This is a genomic window from Streptomyces sp. TLI_185, assembly GCF_003814765.1.
Lineage (GTDB): Bacteria > Actinomycetota > Actinomycetes > Streptomycetales > Streptomycetaceae > Streptomyces.
In genome coordinates this window covers 5031730-5048253 of record NZ_RKRB01000001.1, presented here as the reverse complement: position 1 = coordinate 5048253, position 16524 = coordinate 5031730, and the positions used below count along the sequence as shown (strand labels likewise).

The 16524-nt window shown below is 68.8% G+C and carries 14 protein-coding genes, 4 tRNA genes and 1 pseudogene; 8 read left to right on the top strand and 11 right to left on the bottom strand.

Features of this window, described 5'->3' with window-relative positions; genetic code table 11:
- Positions 1-41: 41 nt before the first annotated feature.
- Positions 42-1571: an amidophosphoribosyltransferase gene (purF, locus tag EDD92_RS23185; protein WP_123966093.1), complete on the top strand. Its 1530-nt coding sequence runs from the start codon at positions 42-44 to the stop codon at positions 1569-1571.
- Positions 1572-1631: 60 nt separating this feature from the next.
- Positions 1632-2699: a phosphoribosylformylglycinamidine cyclo-ligase gene (purM, locus tag EDD92_RS23180; RefSeq protein WP_123966092.1), complete on the top strand. Its 1068-nt coding sequence runs from the start codon at positions 1632-1634 to the stop codon at positions 2697-2699.
- 76 nt (positions 2700-2775) lie between these two features.
- Here the strand turns inward: purM and EDD92_RS23175 are convergent, their stop codons facing one another.
- Both EDD92_RS23175 and EDD92_RS23170 read right to left on the bottom strand, forming a co-directional pair.
- Positions 2776-3033, bottom strand: a complete 258-nt coding sequence (locus EDD92_RS23175) for a DUF3073 domain-containing protein (RefSeq protein ID WP_030938509.1) — start codon at positions 3031-3033, stop codon at positions 2776-2778.
- Between the two features lie 290 nt (positions 3034-3323).
- Positions 3324-4427 (bottom strand): Glu/Leu/Phe/Val dehydrogenase dimerization domain-containing protein, encoded by a 1104-nt coding sequence (locus EDD92_RS23170; RefSeq protein ID WP_123966091.1) that lies wholly within the window; start codon positions 4425-4427, stop codon positions 3324-3326.
- Positions 4428-4651: 224 nt separating this feature from the next.
- On the opposite strand from EDD92_RS23170, the gene EDD92_RS23165 reads away from it, so the two are divergent.
- On the top strand, positions 4652-5494 hold the full coding sequence (locus EDD92_RS23165) for a hypothetical protein (RefSeq protein WP_123966090.1): 843 nt from the start codon (positions 4652-4654) through the stop codon (positions 5492-5494).
- Positions 5495-6059: 565 nt separating this feature from the next.
- Entirely contained in the window at positions 6060-6266 is a 207-nt protein-coding gene (bldC, locus tag EDD92_RS23160) for a developmental transcriptional regulator BldC (protein WP_003949541.1), read from the top strand.
- Between the two features lie 492 nt (positions 6267-6758).
- On the opposite strand, the gene EDD92_RS23155 is transcribed toward bldC, so the two are convergent.
- The 5 genes from EDD92_RS23155 to EDD92_RS23135 form a co-directional block, all read right to left on the bottom strand.
- Positions 6759-6947 carry a DUF6274 family protein gene (locus EDD92_RS23155; RefSeq protein WP_123966089.1) on the bottom strand — a complete coding sequence of 63 codons (189 nt, stop codon included), beginning with the start codon at positions 6945-6947 and terminating at the stop codon, positions 6759-6761.
- Between the two features lie 296 nt (positions 6948-7243).
- Positions 7244-7318, bottom strand: a tRNA-Asp gene (locus tag EDD92_RS23150).
- Positions 7319-7412: 94 nt separating this feature from the next.
- Entirely contained in the window at positions 7413-11393 is a 3981-nt protein-coding gene (hrpA, locus tag EDD92_RS23145; RefSeq protein ID WP_123966088.1) for an ATP-dependent RNA helicase HrpA, read from the bottom strand.
- 85 nt (positions 11394-11478) lie between these two features.
- Positions 11479-11796 (bottom strand): hypothetical protein, encoded by a 318-nt coding sequence (locus tag EDD92_RS23140; RefSeq protein WP_185124105.1) that lies wholly within the window; start codon positions 11794-11796, stop codon positions 11479-11481.
- An 85-nt stretch (positions 11797-11881) separates the two neighbouring features.
- Complete coding sequence (locus EDD92_RS23135) at positions 11882-12067, bottom strand: DivIVA domain-containing protein (protein ID WP_123966087.1); 186 nt, start codon at positions 12065-12067, stop codon at positions 11882-11884.
- 143 nt (positions 12068-12210) lie between these two features.
- Between EDD92_RS23135 and EDD92_RS23130 the strand changes: the two are divergent.
- Positions 12211-12999: pseudogene (locus EDD92_RS23130) on the top strand (RNA-guided endonuclease TnpB family protein); the annotation flags it as partial.
- Between the two features lie 70 nt (positions 13000-13069).
- Positions 13070-13426 carry a zinc ribbon domain-containing protein gene (locus EDD92_RS51255; protein ID WP_311736813.1) on the top strand — a complete coding sequence of 119 codons (357 nt, stop codon included), beginning with the start codon at positions 13070-13072 and terminating at the stop codon, positions 13424-13426.
- Positions 13427-13429: 3 nt separating this feature from the next.
- Here the strand turns inward: EDD92_RS51255 and EDD92_RS23125 are convergent.
- The 4 genes from EDD92_RS23125 to EDD92_RS23110 all read right to left on the bottom strand — a co-directional run bounded on the left by EDD92_RS23125 (position 13430) and on the right by EDD92_RS23110 (position 15380).
- Positions 13430-13503, bottom strand: a tRNA-Phe gene (locus EDD92_RS23125).
- 24 nt (positions 13504-13527) lie between these two features.
- Positions 13528-13602: transfer RNA gene (locus EDD92_RS23120), tRNA-Asp, on the bottom strand.
- 38 nt (positions 13603-13640) lie between these two features.
- Positions 13641-13713, bottom strand: a tRNA-Glu gene (locus tag EDD92_RS23115).
- Between the two features lie 80 nt (positions 13714-13793).
- Entirely contained in the window at positions 13794-15380 is a 1587-nt protein-coding gene (locus EDD92_RS23110; RefSeq protein WP_185124104.1) for a metallophosphoesterase, read from the bottom strand.
- An 85-nt stretch (positions 15381-15465) separates the two neighbouring features.
- Here EDD92_RS23110 and EDD92_RS23105 point away from each other — a divergent pair, with 85 nt between their 5' ends.
- Positions 15466-15816, top strand: coding sequence for a metallopeptidase family protein (locus EDD92_RS23105; protein ID WP_009327618.1), 351 nt, complete (start codon positions 15466-15468; stop codon positions 15814-15816).
- 76 nt (positions 15817-15892) lie between these two features.
- Complete coding sequence (locus tag EDD92_RS23100) at positions 15893-16414, top strand: hypothetical protein (RefSeq protein ID WP_123966086.1); 522 nt, start codon at positions 15893-15895, stop codon at positions 16412-16414.
- The last annotated feature ends 110 nt before the right edge of the window (positions 16415-16524 follow it).

Here is a 16524-nt window from a genome sequence, read left to right as displayed (position 1 = left end):
CCAATTCGGACCAGTGGTCGATCTCGCCTACACTCGGAGCCGTGCCACGTGGTGACGGTCGACTCAATCATGATCTGCTCCCCGGTGAGAAGGGCCCCCAGGACGCCTGCGGCGTCTTCGGAGTCTGGGCTCCCGGTGAAGAGGTCGCCAAGCTCACTTACTTCGGGCTCTACGCCCTCCAGCATCGGGGCCAGGAATCCGCGGGAATCGCGGTCAGCAACGGCTCCCAGATCCTCGTCTTCAAGGACATGGGCCTCGTCTCCCAGGTCTTCGACGAGACCTCGCTCGGTTCGCTCCAGGGTCATATCGCGGTCGGTCACGCCCGCTACTCGACCACCGGCGCCTCCGTGTGGGAGAACGCCCAGCCGACGTTCCGCGCCACCGCGCACGGCTCCATCGCGCTCGGCCACAACGGCAACCTGGTCAACACGGCGCAGCTCGCCGAGATGGTCGCCGACCTGCCGAAGAAGGAGGGCGGCCGCACCCCGCGCGTGGCGGCCACCAACGACACCGACCTCCTCACGGCCCTGCTGGCCGCCCAGGAGGACGCGGACGGCAAGCCGCTGACCATCGAGGAGGCCGCCCACACGGTCCTCCCGAAGGTGCGCGGTGCCTTCTCCCTCGTCTTCATGGACGAGCACACCCTGTACGCCGCCCGCGACCCGCAGGGCATCCGCCCGCTGGTCCTCGGCCGCCTGGAGCGCGGCTGGGTCGTCGCCTCCGAGTCCGCCGCCCTCGACATCTGTGGCGCGAGCTACGTCCGGGAGATCGAGCCGGGCGAGTTCGTGGCCATCGACGAGAACGGCCTCCGCACCTCCCGATTCGCGGAAGCGAAGCCCAAGGGCTGTGTATTCGAGTACGTCTACCTGGCCCGCCCCGACACGGACATCGCCGGCCGGAACGTGTACCTCTCCCGCGTGGAGATGGGTCGCAAGCTGGCCAAGGAAGCCCCGGTCGAGGCCGACCTGGTCATAGCGACCCCGGAGTCCGGCACCCCGGCCGCCATCGGCTACGCGGAGGCGAGCGGTATCCCGTTCGGTGCCGGTCTGGTGAAGAACGCCTATGTCGGCCGGACCTTCATCCAGCCGTCACAGACCATCCGCCAGCTGGGCATCCGCCTCAAACTGAATCCCCTCAAGGAAGTCATCAAGGGCAAGCGCCTGGTTGTCGTCGACGACTCGATCGTGCGCGGCAACACCCAGCGGGCCCTCGTGCGGATGCTTCGCGAGGCGGGCGCGGCGGAAGTCCACATCCGGATCTCCTCTCCCCCCGTGAAGTGGCCCTGCTTCTTCGGCATCGACTTCGCCACCCGCGCCGAGCTCATCGCCAACGGCATGACCATCGACGAGATCGGCACCTCGCTGGGCGCCGACTCCCTGGCGTACATCTCCATCGACGGGATGATCGAGGCGACCACGATCGCCAAGCCGAACCTGTGCCGCGCCTGCTTCGACGGCGAGTACCCGATGGAGCTCCCGGACCCCGAACTGCTCGGCAAGCAGCTCCTGGAGACCGAGCTGGCCGCGGGTCCCGCGGCCACGGCAGCGGCCGACGCCATCCGTCGCCCGTAGGCAGCCCGTTCTGTGCCTTTTTAAATACGTCTGCAGTACGACACGAAAGTTCTCACCGTCATGTCTGAGACAACTGGTGCCAGCTACGCAGCCGCGGGCGTCGACATCGAAGCGGGCGACCGCGCCGTCGAGCTGATGAAGGAGTGGGTGAAGAAGACGCAGCGCCCCGAGGTCCTCGGCGGCCTCGGCGGGTTCGCCGGCCTCTTCGACGCCTCCGCCCTCAAGCGCTTCGAGCGTCCCCTCCTCGCCTCCGCCACTGACGGCGTCGGCACCAAGGTCGACATCGCGCGCCAGCTCGGTGTGTACGACACCATCGGCCACGACCTGGTCGCGATGGTCATGGACGACATCGTGGTGTGCGGCGCCGAGCCGCTGTTCATGACCGACTACATCTGCGTCGGCAAGGTCCACCCCGAGCGCGTGGCCGCGATCGTCAAGGGCATCGCGGAGGGCTGTGTGCTGGCCGGCTGCGCCCTCGTCGGCGGGGAGACGGCCGAACACCCCGGACTGCTTGGCCCGGACGACTTCGACGTCGCCGGCGCCGGTACGGGCGCGGTGGAGGCCGACCGGCTGCTGGGCCCGGATCGCATCCGTACGGGTGACACGGTGATCGCCATGGCGGCCTCCGGGCTTCACTCGAACGGGTACTCACTCGTCCGGCATGTCCTGCTGAACCAGGCGGGCCTGTCGCTCGACGCGCGGATCGAGGAGCTCGGCCGCACCCTGGGCGAGGAACTGCTGGAGCCGACCAAGATCTACTCCCTGGACTGCCTGGCCCTGACCCGCACCACCGAGGTGCACGCCTTCAGCCACGTCACGGGTGGCGGCCTCGCGGCGAACCTCGCCCGCGTCATCCCGGACGACCTGCACGCGATCGTCGACCGTTCCACCTGGACCCCGGCCCCGATCTTCGACCTCGTCGGCAGGACGGGTCAGGTCGAGCGCCTGGAGCTGGAGAAGACCCTCAACATGGGCGTGGGCATGATCGCCATCGTCCCCGAGGAGTCCACGGACGTGGCCCTGGCGACACTGGCCGACCGCGGGGTCGAGGCATGGGTCGCCGGAGAGATCACGGTTCGCGGCGACCACGAGACGGGCGCGGCCCTCGTCGGCGACTACAGCGCCTGACGACCGCGACAGCAGCGCAAAACCCGGTCCGGTGGTGTGGACCACTCCCGGACCGGGTCGAGCACGGTTAAGTGCGTCAAGCGCCGCGGCGATGTTGCGACGTGGGACCGGACTCGTCGTCCTCGTCCTCGTCGTCGTCGTTGTAGAGACTCGCGTACTCGGCGTACGGGTCGTCTTCGTCCTCGTCGTCCTCGAACGGCTCGCCGTTCGGCGGTTGGCTCGAAGTCGAAGCGCCCAGCTCGCTGGCCAGACGCGACAGGTCAGTCCCGCCGCTGTTGTACTTCAGCTGGCGGGCGACCTTCGTCTGCTTGGCCTTGGCCCGGCCGCGCCCCATGGCTCGACCCCCTCGGTGACGGGGCTCGACGGCCCCAGAGTCTTGACACGCGTTCATGATCTGGAACGGGCTCTCCGCAGAGAGACCGGTCCGTAGGGCTTCCACGGTACCTGAGCCCGCGCCCATACGGTACGTCGCCCGCAGGACGGGCCCGGGTCCAGGACCCTCGGGGCGCCCCGTCCCCGCTGGTCAACCGCGATTTTAACCACTTCTCGGCAGGCGACCCGCCGACGAACGTGAGAGTTCTCTCTAAGTGTGCGCCGACGGGTACCGGCCAAACCTCCCGAAGGTCAGAGACTGCGTCCGCCGGCCGCCTCGTGCATCCGCTGCTCGGCGATCCGGTCGGCCGCCGCGGCCGGCGGAATCCCGTCCGTCTTCGCACGTGCGAATATGGCCAGGGTGGTGTCGAAGATCTTCGCCGCCTTCGCCTTGCACCGGTCGAAGTCGAAGCCGTGCAGCTCGTCGGCGACCTGGATGACACCGCCGGCGTTCACCACGTAGTCCGGCGCGTAGAGGATCCCGCGGTCGGCGAGGTCCTTCTCGACGCCCGGGTGGGCGAGCTGGTTGTTGGCGGCGCCGCAGACGATCTTCGCGGTCAGCGCGGGCACGGTGTCGTCGTTCAGGGCTCCGCCGAGCGCGCAGGGGGCGTAGATGTCCAGGCCCTCGACGCGGATCAGGGTCGCGGTGTCGGCGACGGCGCTTACGCCGACCGGGTGCGCGGCGAGGATCCGCCCCACGGCCTCCTCGCGCACATCGGTGATGACGACCTCGGCGCCCTCGTCGCGCAGGTGCCGGACCAGGTGGTGGCCGACCTTGCCGACGCCCGCGATGCCGACCTTGCGGCCGCGCAGCGAGGGGTCGCCCCACAGGTGCTGGGCGCTGGCGCGCATGCCCTGGTAGACGCCGAAGGCGGTGAGGACGGAGGAGTCGCCGGCGCCGCCGTTCTCCGGGGACCGCCCGGTGGTCCAGCGGCACTCGCGGGCCACGACGTCCATGTCGGAGACATACGTACCTACGTCGCACGCGGTGACGTAGCGGCCGCCGAGGGAGGCGACCATGCGCCCGTAGGCGAGCAGCAGCTCCTCGGTCTTGTCCCTCTCCGGGTCGCCGATGATCACGGCCTTGCCGCCGCCGTGGTCGAGACCGGCCATGGCGTTCTTGTACGACATCCCGCGCGCGAGGTTGAGCGCGTCGGCGACGGCCTCCGCCTCGGTCGCGTACGGGTAGAAGCGTGTACCGCCGAGCGCGGGGCCCAGGGCGGTGCTGTGGATGGCGATGACGGCCTTGAGGCCGCTGGCGCGGTCCTGGCAGAGCACGACTTGCTCATGTCCGCCCTGGTCCGAGTGGAACAGGGTGTGCAGTACATCAGCAGGTGCGCCGGTTACGTCGGTCACTGTGGTGACTCCTGAAGTAAAGAGCGGCGGTTGGAGACCAGCTCCCGTGCGGGTGGCGGGTGCTGTGAGCATGAGATTAGAGCCTGGGTGCCCCCGGCCACCGCGCAGTGCTCAGGATCACCCACTCGCGGAGTACGTCCGTGCGACGATTTGCATAGATTTCCCGCCCGTTTGTGAGCGGGTTCCGCAGGTTTTCCCGGTGGTGGGCGGGGGAGGGAGCAGGCGTGCCCAAGGTGTCCTCGGTGATCGTCCCGTACGCGACGTATTTGCGCGTGTACGAGCCGCTGGCCGCCTTCCCCGAGCCGGAGCGCAGCCACTGGGCGCGCTACGCCCGGCGCGCCGACCGTCCCTCGTACCAGGACGAACTCCGCCGCTCCCTGGCCGACTTGGTGCCCACCCCGCCGATCCCGGTGCCGGTGCACGAGAGCAGTGACGCCTTCGTGCTGGAGGCCGACGGGGTGCTGTGCGTGTGCCCCTGGAGGACCCGGCTGCGCGGCTGGCAGGCCCTTCAGGAGCTGCCCGAGGAGCTGCCGAAGCCCGTGCTGGACGCGGTGCTCCCGGAGGTCGTACGACGCCAGACGACCCAGGACTACGAGCGCTGGCTGGTGCGCAACCCGGACGCCCGCCCCTGGATCCGCACGGCGACCTGGCAGGTGCCGCTGCACTGGTTCGTGCTGGTGGCGGACGAGGAGCGGCGCTTCGACAAGGGCTCCGGCGAGATCCCTCCGATGCTGCGCTACCAGACGCCGATGGTGCAGGCGCGGCGGCGGGTGGCGCGGGCGCTGCGGGCCCTGAAGGACGCCATCGACGAGGGGCCGCTGATCGACGGCCTGGTGGACGTGGGGCGCTGGCTGGAGGAGTTCCACCCGCGCTCGGTGGTGGAGCTGGACTACGGCGGCCTGGTGCACACGCTGCCGGCCGGTGAGCTGGAGGACGACCACTCGGCGGCGGACGTCGCCGAGGGCATCGAGGCGCTGCGGCAGGGGGACGGGGCGGCCGCGGGGGCGGCGTACGCGCGGCTGGTGGAGCGCTGGCGGTCGGTCCGGGACCGGCGCTCGGCCAACTGACAGCGACCTCAGGTAACGAACTGACGTTTGACGAATCGCCCGTTTTGGGGTTTCGTCCTCGCACCGAAGTGTGCTCTGTGTTTCCTGAGGTTTCGTCAACATGGGACGTAGGTCCCGATCCGGGCGTTCATCTCAAGCTGTGCCAAGCGTGACGGACCGCACTTACGCGGCCCTTGCGTCCCTTGCCCCTCCTCGTGCCAAAATAGGACAAGGAGTCCGGGGAGGACTCCGTCCGTCCCAGTGCGTACCACTGTGGGCGGAATCTCAGCATTGCACGCTTTGGGGGGTCTCGTGGCTCCTGATTGTCCTGTGACTGATCGTCACAGTGACGTGACTGTCCGCTATGGCATGGTCCATCGGCTTCCGTCGCTGATGAACACCTGGAGGGGCAATTCCATCGGTTTGGCCGACGCGGCTGGACAGATGGTGTAGTTGTAGTGCCGAGGACAAGCCGTTCGTCCTATAACCGACTCGACTCGCGTCCACCATTTCGGGCAACGCGGGTCAAGGTGCAGAATTTAGAGGAAAGAACCGAGAAGGTTCGGTTCTCCCGAGGAGGCCGCTCATGACCGCTCGCACCCCTGATGCCGAGCCGCTGCTGACCCCGGCTGAGGTCGCCACGATGTTCCGCGTCGACCCCAAGACGGTCACGCGGTGGGCGAAGGCCGGAAAGCTCACTTCGATTCGAACGCTCGGCGGGCACCGCCGCTACCGCGAGGCGGAGGTCCGTGCACTGCTCGCGGGCATCCCGCAGCAGCGCAGCGAGGCCTGAACAACTGCATAACCGGGCAAACCGGCAGGTCCCCCACTTGCCGTGGCGCCCGAACCCTGGCTCCAAGCGACGCGGGGTCTGCCCCAACAGGCTCCACGCCCACGCTCTTCAGAGCTTTCCAAGCAAGTAACAGGGTGCGTCGTCGATCGCGCTGGACTCCGCCGGGTCCAGCGCGATCTTTTTTGTGCGCGCGGCGTGCCTGGTCCGGGCCGCTGTGCGTGGCCTTGTCGGAGTCTGGGGAGGGGTGTCGGATCTCTTGTGGGCGCCCGTGGGGCGGCGCCCGGCGGGAGGCTTCCGGAGGGGCCCCCGAGTGGTGCAATTGCACATATAAAATTGACCACTTGTAGGTGGGGTGTAAGTACCGCGGTTTCAGAAACTCATGCGGTGACACCCGTCACATGCCGCGGTCCTTGTTGCCGTCGTCGTCCGTGCGCTACAGGAGGCGTACGGTCCAGATCCCCGTGGCGGGGCGGGTGTTGGAGCGGCCGGCCGTCATGCGCCGGCGGCACTTTCGTCCTCGACGACCTCGTCCGGAACCTCGGCGGCCCTCGGCGAGTCCATCGCCAGCCGCAAGAGGTGGTGGCATATCGGGCAGTGGCGGGTCAGGTGGCCGTACGAGGAAGCGGCCGACAGATGCGCACGGAGCAGGGCCCGTGTCTCGTGCCTGACCGACGCCGCCATACGCCACCTCCACGGGGCCGAAGGGGGGACGGCCCTGTCTTCTGGGTACCGAGGGAATTTGACGGCGTCAAGACGGCGTGGGGCTCCGCGGGGGGCTCCACCGTGCGCCGGTGACTCCAGTGCCGTGCCCTTGCCGGTGCCGGACGCTGCGCCGACCGTCGCCCTGGGGGCTGCGCCCCCAGACCCCCCTTCGGCCTGAACGGCCTCGTCCTCAAACGCCGGACGGGCTGAGATGACGCGACCGGCACGAGAAAGGGCCCGCACCGAAAGGTGCGGGCCCTGCTCACTTCTCACTGCGGTCCTGACGGGATTTGAACCCGCGGCCTCCACCTTGACAGGGTGGCGAGCACTCCAAACTGCTCCACAGGACCAGGTTTCGCGGCGCCATTCGTGCGTTGCGCTGCGAGAAGAGACTGTACAGGAGGGTGAGCCCGCTGGTCGAACTCACCCACTGTGTGCGGGCGGTTACGGTACGGCCGCGTCGATCGCCTTCACGATCCGCTTGTCGGAGACGGGGTACGCCGTACCCAGCGCGTGGGCGAAGTAGCTGACCCGGAGCTCCTCGATCATCCAGCGGATGTCCAGCACCGAGGAGGGGACCGGACGGCCCTGGGGCATCTGCTCCAGGAGCCATGCGTACTCGTCCTGCATCTCGTGGACCTTCTCCATGCGCGTCGTGTCCCGCTGGACACCCGTCGGCATCTGCTGGAGGCGGCGGTCCGCGGCCACCAGGTAGCGCATCAGGTCGGGCAGGCGGCGAAGGCCCGTCTCTGTCACGAAGCCCGGCTTCACAAGGGCGTCCAGCTGCCTCCGGACGTCCTGGAGGTTCGGGAGCAACGCGGGGCTGCGTACGGCCTTCAGACGGCGCTCACAGGCCTGCCAGGCCGCCAGGACCTGCTGGACCTGGCCCACCGTACGGACCGTCGTGTCCACGATCTCCGCGCGCACCTTGTCGTACAGCTTCCGGTACGACTCCTCGTCCCACGCCGGGCCCCCGAAGTCCCCGATCAGCTTGTCCGCCGCCGCCGTCGCGCAGTCGTCGAACAGGCCCTGGATCGAGCCGTGCGGGTTCGCGGACAGGGCGAGCTTCTGGGCGTTCGTCAGGCGGTCGCTCGCGAATTTCGCGGGGTTGACCGGGATGTTGCGCAGGATCAGCCTGCGCGTGCCCTTCCACATCGCCTCCGCCTGTTCCGCCTCCGTGTCGAACAGGCGGACCGAGACCGTGTCGCCGTCGTCGACCAGTGCCGGGTACGCCTTCACCGGCTGGCCCGCCCGGCGCGTCTCGAAGACGCGGGTCAGGGAGCCGATCGTCCAGTCCGTCAGGCCCTTGCGCTCCAAGGACTCGCCACCGGTGCGCTCGGCGGTGGCCGCGGCGGCCTGGGAGAGGGCCTTGCGGGCCTTCGGCTTCAGCTGGAGCCTCAGCGCCTCCAGGTCCTTGTCCTCGGCGAGCTTGCGGCGCCGCTCGTCGACGATGCGGAAGGTGATGCGCAGATGGTCCGGGACCTTCGACCAGTCGAAGTCCGACGCCTCGAACGGGACTCCGACCATGCGCTTCAGCTCACGCGCCATCGTCACCGTCAAAGGCTCCTGCAGCGACTGTGCCTGATTGCGCCCCTCCGGGGACGACGCCGTATCCAGGAAGCGCTTCGCGAAGTTCGGCGCCGGCACGTAGTTGCGGCGGATCGGCTTCGGGAGCGAGCGGATCAGCTCGGTGACGAGTTCCTCCCGCAGGCCCGGGATCTGCCAGTCGAAGCCCTCGTCCGTGACCTGGTTGAGGACCTGGAGCGGGACATGGACCGTCACACCGTCCGCGTCCGCGCCCGGCTCGAACTGGTACGTCACCCGGAACTTCAGCGGCCCCTGCCGCCACGAGTCCGGATAGTCGGCCTTGGTGACCGCCTCCGCCGACTCCCGGATGAGCATCTCCCGCTCGAAGTCCAGGAACTCCGGCTGCTCGTGCCGCTTCCGCTTCCACCAGGAGTCGAAGTGGGCGCCGGAGACGACGTGTTCGGGCACCCGGGCGTCGTAGAAGTCGAAGAGCGACTCGTCGTCGACGACGATGTCCCGCCGTCGGGCGCGGTGTTCGAGCTCCTCGACCTCGCTCAGCAGCTTGCGGTTGTCGGCGAAGAACTTGTGATGCGTACGCCAGTCGCCCTCGACGAGCGCGTTGCGGATGAACAGCTCACGGCTGACCTCGGCGTCGATCCGGCCGTAGTTCACCTTCCGCTGGGCGACGATCGGGACGCCGTACAGCGTGACCTTCTCGTACGCCATCACGGCCGCCTGGTCCTTCTCCCAGTGCGGTTCGCTGTACGTCCGCTTCAGGAGGTGCTCGGCGAGGGGTTCGACCCACTCGGGCTCGATCTTCGCGTTGACGCGGGCCCACAGACGGGAGGTCTCGACGAGTTCGGCGGACATGACGAACCGTGGCGGCTTCTTGAAGAGGGCCGAGCCCGGGAAGACCGCGAACTTGGCGTTCCGGGCGCCCAGATACTCGTTCTTCGCGCCGTCCTTCACGTCCTTCATGCCGATGTGCGAGAGCAGCCCGGCGAGGAGGGAGACGTGGATGCGGTCGCCGGGGGCGTCCTCCTCGTTGAGGTGGATGCCCATCTGCTTGGCGACCGTTCTCAACTGCGTGTAGATGTCCTGCCATTCGCGAATGCGCAGGAAATTGAGGTACTCCTGCTTGCACATCCGCCGGAACGAGCTGGAGCCGCGCTCCTTCTGCTGCTCGCGGACGTAACGCCACAGGTTGAGGTAGGCGAGGAAGTCGCTCGTCTCGTCCTTGAAGCGGGCGTGCTGCTGGTCGGCCTGGGCCTGTTTGTCGGCGGGGCGCTCGCGCGGGTCCTGGATGGAGAGCGCGGCGGCTATGACCATGACCTCGCGGACACAGCCGTTCTTGTCGGCCTCCAGGACCATGCGGGCCAGGCGCGGGTCGACGGGCAGCTGGGCGAGCCTGCGGCCGGTCTGAGTGAGCCGCTTGCGTACGTCCTTCTCCGCCGGGTCCAGCGCGTGCAGCTCCTGGAGCAGCTGCACGCCGTCGCGGATGTTGCGGTGGTCCGGCGGGTCGATGAAGGGGAACTTCTCGATGTCGCCGAGGCCGGCCGCGGTCATCTGCAGGATGACGGACGCCAGGTTCGTACGGAGGATCTCCGCGTCCGTGAACTCCGGGCGGGCGAGGAAGTCGTCCTCGGAGTAGAGGCGGATGCAGATGCCGTCGGACGTACGGCCGCAGCGTCCCTTGCGCTGGTTGGCGCTGGCCTGCGAGATCGGCTCGATGGGCAGGCGCTGGACCTTGGTCCGGTGGCTGTACCGGCTGATCCGGGCGAAGCCCGGGTCGATGACGTACTTGATGCCCGGGACGGTCAGCGAGGTCTCGGCGACGTTCGTAGCCAGAACGATCCTGCGGCCCGTGTGCGGCTGGAACACGCGGTGCTGCTCGGCGTGCGAGAGGCGGGCGTAGAGCGGCAGGACCTCGGTGAACCGGTAGTTCTTCTTCACCAGCGCGTCCGCCGTGTCGCGGATCTCGCGCTCGCCGGAGAGGAAGACGAGGATGTCGCCCTTGCCCTCGCCCTGGAGCTCCTCGACCGCGTCGCAGATCGCGGTGATCTGGTCGCGGTCGGAGTCGTCGCCGTCCTCTTCGAGGAGCGGGCGATAGCGCACCTCCACCGGATACGTCCGGCCGCTGACCTCGATGATCGGGGCGTCGCCGAAGTGCCGGGAGAAGCGCTCGGGGTCGATGGTCGCGGAGGTGATGACGACCTTGAGATCGGGCCGCTTCGGCAGCAGCTGCGCGAGATAACCGAGCAGGAAGTCGATGTTGAGGGACCGCTCGTGGGCCTCGTCGATGATGATCGTGTCGTAGGCGCGCAGCTCGCGGTCGGTCTGGATCTCGGCGAGCAGGATGCCGTCCGTCATCAGCTTGATGAAGGTCGAGTCCTGGTTCACCTGGTCGGTGAACCGCACCTTCCAGCCGACGGCCTCGCCGAGCGGGGTGTCCATCTCCTCGGCCACACGCTCGGCGACCGTACGGGCGGCGATACGACGGGGCTGGGTGTGCCCGATCATGCCCCGCACCCCCCGCCCGAGCTCGAGGCAGATCTTGGGGATCTGGGTGGTCTTACCGGACCCGGTCTCACCGGCGACGATGACGACCTGGTGATCGCGGATGGCCTCCGCGATGACGTCCTTCTTCTGGCTGACCGGCAGCTGCTCGGGATACGAGACGGCGGGGACCCGGCCGCGCCGCTCGCCCATCCGCTCCTCGGCCTTCGCGATCTCCGCCTCGATCTCGGCGAGGACGGCGGCCTGGGCCTCGGGCTTACGGATCTTGCGCGCGCCTTCGAGCCTGCGCCCGAGCCGGTGCGCATCGCGCAGGGACAGCTCGGTCAGGCGGGGGGCGAGGGTGCCGAGGGCCGGGGTGGCGGGGGCAGGGTGCGTAGACATACGCGATCCAGGATCTCATCCCGGAGAAATCCGTGGCGAACGATTTGTGCCCGGCGGCCGAGCAGGGGCGGCTCGGACGGTTCGCTCAGCCGGTCCGCTGCCCCGGCGGCGGCGCGGGTGCGAGCGGCTGCTGCCGCAGGCCGCCGTCCCCCAGCGCGATGGACCTGGCGGTGTTGGAGACGGCCTTGATGCCCAGATAGGCGGTGGTCATGCTGCTCACCGCGGTGAAGGCGGCCGTGAGCACGCCCACGATCACCGCCTTGTCCCCGTCGAGCCGCCACACCCCGAGGACCGCCACGCCCGCGATCGCAAGATTGCTGATCACCACGGCCAGCAGCCCGTACCGGGCCCGGTCCTTCTCCAGCTCGACATCCCGAATGGCCTTGGCCTCGTCCCGGCTCATCGTCCCCCGCCCCCCTTGGCCCTACGCCGACCAGGCAGAACGTAGCGCCGCGAGCGAATGCTGCCAAGCGAACGGCCGGACGACCTCACCGGCTCCGCAGTTCACCGATCCGCGCGTCGACCTGAGCCCGGTCGTAACCCCGGCGGGCGACGTCGAAAGCGGGAGGTGCGGAGGGATCCTGACCTGCGGCGAGGAGCCGGAGGTAATCGTCGACCTGCCCGCGGTCGTATCCACGCCGCACGATCGCGAACCCATGAAACTCATCCGTCACCTATGCCCACCCCATCCATCTCCGCGCCGACGATACATCGAAGATCGGCGATACGTTCGAAAATCACCCTTTCCGGTTAATGGTGTGGATTCACAGGATCGAACAGAAGACACGACCTGGATTTTCTCTTCGTGAAACTGACGATGCGGGTCAAGCTGCTGCCAACGCCCCAACAGGCCACGGCACTCGAAGCAACCATGCACGCCTGCAACGATGCCGCCAACCACGTATCCGCCGTCGCCCACACCACCGGCAACAAGAAGAACCGCGACCTCCGCACCGAGATCTACACCCACGTCAAGCAAAACTGGTGCCTCGGCGCCCAGGCCGCCCAGCACGTCATCAAGAAGACCTGCGACGCCTACGAGGCACTCAAAGGCAGCCTCAAAGCGGGAAACCTCGGGCGGCCGGGCTCGAAGCGCCACAAGGCAGCCACCAGCAAACCCATCACCTTCCGCCCGCTCGCCGCCCAGCCCTACGACGACCGCATGCTCTCCTGGCAGATGGAACAACGCACCATCTCCATCTGGACCACCGAAGGCCGCCTCAAACGCCTCCCCTTCACCGGAGACGAACAGCAGCTACAACTCCTCGCCCAGTACCGGAAAGGCGAATCCGACCTGCTCACCCAGGACGGCCAGTGGTACCTGCTGGCCACCCTCGACGTACCCGAAGCCCCACAGAACCCCCATCCCCAAGGCTTCATCGGCATCGACCTGGGCATCGCCAACATCGCCACCACCTCCACCGGACACCGACACAGCGGCCGCAAACTGAACCGCACCCGGCACAACGACCGAAACCTGCGCACCCGGCTCCAGAAGAAAGGCACCCGATCCGCCAAGCGGCGAGCCAAGCGCCGCGCCGGAAAAGAATCCCGACGCACCCGCGACATCAACCACAAGATCAGCAAACACATCGTGGCGGAGGCTCAACGCACCGGTCGCGGAATCGCCCTCGAAGACCTGAGAGGCATCCGCGAACGGGCACGGCTGAAAAAGCCTGGGGGCACCTCCCACGCCCTTAAGGCAGTGGGGGAGCGTCACGATCAACTCCTGGGCCTTCGCCCAGCTCGCCGCCTTCATCGAATACAAGGCGCGCAGAGTCGGAGTGCCTCTGGTGTACGTCGACCCGGCCTACACCAGCCAGGAATGCTCCCGCTGCCATCACATCGACAAACGGAACCGGCCGAACCAGGCCGAGTCTGCGCCGCCTCCGCCGAAGCCATCGGCGGGGCGAGCTGCGAGCCGGGGAGGAAGCCCGGGCAGCGGACGCGATCGCTCGTACCACGAACTTGATCAGCTTGACCTCAGGAGGCAGATATACAACAAGGCCCCGATCCGAAGATCGGGGCCTTAGCTGTGGCTGGGGCCGGGGTCGAACCGGCGACCTATCGCTTTTCAGGCGATCGCTCGTACCAACTGAGCTACCCAGCCACGAGGCTTCCGGGGAAACCTCAGCGGTCCTGACGGGATTTGAACCCGCGGCCTCCACCTTGACAGGGTGGCGAGCACTCCAAACTGCTCCACAGGACCAAGCTGTTGCGTACGACAGTGTCGCACACGGTGTTGCGTGCCCCCAACGGGATTCGAACCCGTGCTACCGCCTTGAAAGGGCGGCGTCCTAGGCCGCTAGACGATGAGGGCTATCGGCCCGCCTGGGCGCCTCTCAGCGCGTCGGGGACGTGAGAAGCATATGGGATGGCGGGAGGTATCGCCAAAACGGTTTACGGGGTGGAGGGCGAGGGGGTGGACGGAGCGGGAGAGGAGGGGGTCGGCGAGGACGGGGTGGCTCCGGGCTGGTTCTCCTTGGGGAGGTGGCGGGTGACCTCGGCGGTCGTCTCGCCCAGGCCGCCCAGTTTGATCGAGTCCCAGGCCTGGAGGCGGCGGGTGTCGCGGTCGAAGTAGAGGATCGAGGCCTCGATCGGGGCCGGGTACTTGTGTTCGAGCGCGCGCAGGCCGCTGCCGCCCGTCGAGCCCTCCATGCGCAGGTGGGTGCCGCGCTGCAGGATCTCGTCGCCCTCGTGGTGCAGGTGGCCGCACAGGACCAGTGGCACCTCGCCGTCGACCTCGCGGGCCGCCGACGGCTCGTGGACCATGGCCACGTCGACGGGGGTGCCCGCGCTCTTCTGGTCGCTCAGGGCCGTCGCCAGGCGGGCGCCGGCCAGTTCCTCCGACGCGGCGGCTCCGAGTGCCTTCGAGCGGTCGGGGGTGAACTGCGGGTCGCCCATGCCCGCGAAGCGCAGGCCCGCGATCGTCTCCGCCCGGCCGCGGTCCAGGACGTGGACGTTCTTCATGCGCTGCAGATAGCGCTGGGTGACGTCCGAGTCGTGGTTGCCGCGGACCCAGACGTACGGCGCCCCCAGGTCCGCGATCGGGTCGAGGAAGCCGTTCTCCGCCGCCGAGCCGTGGTCCATGGTGTCGCCGGTGTCGACGATCACGTTCACCTTGTACTGGTCCACCAGCGACGCGATGATCTTCCAGCTCGCGGGGTTGAGATGGATGTCCGAGACGTGCAGGACGCGGACGGTGGACGGGTCCGGCTGGTAGGCGGGCAGGGTGGACGTGACGTCGTAGAGCTTCGTCACATTGGTGACCAGGCGGGCCAACTCCTTCTGGTAGACGTCGAATTCGGTGACGATGTTGCGGGCGTTGCCGACCAGCGAGGGCGCCGAGGAGAGCAGGCCCGAGTACTTCGGTTCGAGGACGGACTCGGGGTTCCAGGTCGCGTACACCGAGGCCCCGCAGGCCATGAGGAGGGCCAGGGCCGTGCCGCCGGCGGCGAGGGCGCGGCGGGGGCGGCGGTAGACCGTGAGGCCGAGGGCCGTGGCTCCCGACACGACGGCGACGCAGGAGCGCAGGGCCACGTCGAGGGTGCCGTGCTCGACGTCGTGGGCGACCTCGTCCTGGAGGCCGGAGAGGCGTTCGGGGTGGTCGACCAGGGCCTGGGCGCGGGCCGGGTCGAGCTGGTCGACGTTCACGTCGAGGCGGAGCGGCGCGTGGTGGCTGTTCAGTTCCAGGGCGCCGAGCGGCGAGATGTTGATCTTCGTGCCGCCGCTGAGGGACGGGCGCAGGGTCATCGTCGTGTTCATGGGGCCGACCGGGACCCGTACGTTGCCGACGATCAGCAGTCCCAGCCAGGCGCCGAGCAGGACCACGGCGGCCAGGCCCAGGGCGCGGGGCCAGGGGTGCGGCTGCCGGACGAGCTCGAGGGTCGGGTGGGGGCGGCGGGAGCGGTAGTGGCGGGTGAGGGTGCGCGGGGACTTGCGTAGCCGGTTCAGGGCGGTGGCGGCGATGGCGGGGACGCGGGCCATTGGTCCCGTATGCCCAAGTGCGGGCATGGATATGCCGGTGGGTCCATGACTCTCGTACGGACGGGCCGTGGCCGACAATGGGCCTGTGCTGGAGATGACGCGCGAGGAGTTCGAGGAACTGGTCGCCGAGGCGCTCGACCGGATCCCGCCGGAGCTGACGCGGCTGATGGACAACGTCGCGGTGTTCGTGGAGGACGAGCCGCCGGCGGACGATCCCGAGCTGCTCGGGCTCTACGAGGGCACTCCGCTGACGGACCGGGGTGAGTGGTACGCCGGGGTGCTGCCGGACCGCATCACGATCTACCGGGGGCCGACGCTCAGGATGTGCGAGTCGCGGGAGGACGTCGTCGCGGAGACCGAGGTGACCGTCGTGCACGAGATCGCGCACCACTTCGGGATCGACGACGCGCGGCTGCACGCCCTGGGATACGGGTGAGCGGGGCGCGTGTCCTCTTGTGGGCGGCGGGAGTTGGGCAGGTTGACTCCTTCCCCCGCCTCGGAGGTGGCTTTCCGTGCGCCGCTTGTACGTACCCGTCCGTCTGGCCGCCACGGTCATGGCCGTCGCCGCTGCCGCCGGCTGCATGAGTGTGGGCGAGGACGGGGGAGGCGGGGGCGCGAAGCCGTCGCACTCCGCGGGGCAGCGGGGCGGGGAGGCGCCCGACGGCGGGACGGGTGTGTCCGGCAGGGGCGTCGGGGCCGGCGTCGCCGACGGCAAGCACAAGGGCGGCAGGCGGGAGAAGGGGAAGGACGGGAAGTCGGCGTCCCCCTCGGCCTCGCCGTCCGCGGGGGCCGGACAGTCCGCCCCTCCGGGGGGCAAACCCGGCAACGGGAAGAGCGAGAAGCCCGGGGTTCCCGCGCCGACCGTCGCGTCGCCGACCCCGACGCACACGGCCGAGCCGCAGCCGACACCCAGCGAGCAGCCGGTCACCGCCTCGCCCCAGCCGACGGTCGCCGAGCCGTCGTCCTCGGCGCACGAGGAGTCGCCGCAGATGACGGAGCGGGAGCCGGCGCCGACGGCGGGGTCGCCTGCGTAGGGACGTGACGAGCGTCTCGGGGGATCGGTTTGCCTTGGGGTGTGCAGGGTGCGTATGGTGGTAGATCGTTTGATCCCATTGCCCGGCGCCATTGCAGAGAGCGCCGCGTG